This is a genomic window from Mesorhizobium sp. Cs1299R1N1 (assembly GCF_037179655.1).
Lineage (GTDB): Bacteria > Pseudomonadota > Alphaproteobacteria > Rhizobiales > Rhizobiaceae > Mesorhizobium > Mesorhizobium salmacidum.
Map to the genome: position 1 here is coordinate 1 of NZ_JAPYKR010000089.1, position 1253 is coordinate 1253.

Consider the following 1253-nt stretch of genomic DNA (forward strand, 5'->3'; position numbering starts at 1 on the left):
GCCCGCAAGGGTTACGCGGATCGGGTTCCAATCATCCCAGCGCGCTTTGATGGCGCGATGACGAAGGCGGAGTGTCCCGACCCAGGTCCTGACCATTTTGCCGTGCTGCCTCTTGCTCCTTACGCTGTTAAAGGCCTCGATTTGCGGCTTATGCCGCGGCCGGTGCCCTGTATTCCTGTCCCGAGTTCAGCATCGCCCAGATGATGCGAGCGGTCTTGGCCGCCTGGGCGACGACCGCGACCTTGACGGGCCGCCTGGCCAGCAGGCCGCGTATCCAGGGCGAGCCTCTGTCGGGCTTGGCCCTGACCTGACGCAGCCAGGAACTGGCGCCGAGAATGAGCAGCCTTCGCAAGCCGCTATCGCCGGCACGGCTGATATGGCCTGTCAGTTTGTGCTTGCCGCCAGTGTCGTGGTTCTTGCGGGTCAGGCCCAGCCAGGCGGCGAAGTCCCTGGCCGATGCGAACTGGCGGCCCTCGCCGATGGCTGCGACGGTCGCATGCGCGATGATCGGGCCGACGCTGGGAATCGTCGTCAGCCGTAGAGCCGCCCGCTGCTGCCTGACCTGAGCCAGGATCTGCTTGTCCAGCTTGCCGATCTCGCCATCAAGCGCCCGCCATTGCCCGGCCAGAGGCACCAGGCAGATCAACAACGCGGCGGGAATGATGTCATCGGCTGTTTCGATGAGCTGCAGCAGGTTCTCGATGCCCGCCGCCCCCTTGGCGCTGGCCAGACCCATCTCGTAGAGATGGCCGCGAATGGCGTTGGCCAACTGCGTGCGCTGGCGCACCAGAAGGTCACGCGCGCGATGCAGCGCGCGGGCATATTGCTGTTCGACCGTCTTGATCGGCACGAAGCGCATGTCGGGCCGGCTCACCGCCTCGCAACAGGCCTGCGCATCGCGGGCATCGTTCTTGTTGCGCTTGACGTAGGGCTTCACATAGGTCGGCGGCATCAGCTTGACCTCATGGCCGAGCGCGCTGAGCGTGCGGCCCCAATGATGGGCCGAGCCACAAGCCTCCATGCCGATCAGCGCCGGCGGCTGCGCGGCGAAGAACTTCACCACCTGCGCGCGGCGCAGCTGACGCTGCACCACCACCTGCCCGGACGCATCCACGCCGTGCACCTGAAACACATTCTTGGCCAAATCGATACCAAATCTGATAGCTTGCATGACGGACGGTCTCCTCCGCTGGGTTTCAACACGACCAGTTTGGCACATTCGATGCCGCAAGGGGCCGTCCACCCATCATCCC

General features: G+C 65.0%; 1 protein-coding gene. It reads right to left on the bottom strand.

Annotated elements, in window-relative coordinates:
- Window positions 1-148 precede the first annotated feature (148 nt).
- Complete coding sequence (locus O7A70_RS33820) at window positions 149-1171, bottom strand: IS110 family transposase (RefSeq protein ID WP_337144207.1); 1023 nt, start codon at window positions 1169-1171, stop codon at window positions 149-151.
- Between the last annotated feature and the right edge of the window lie 82 nt (window positions 1172-1253).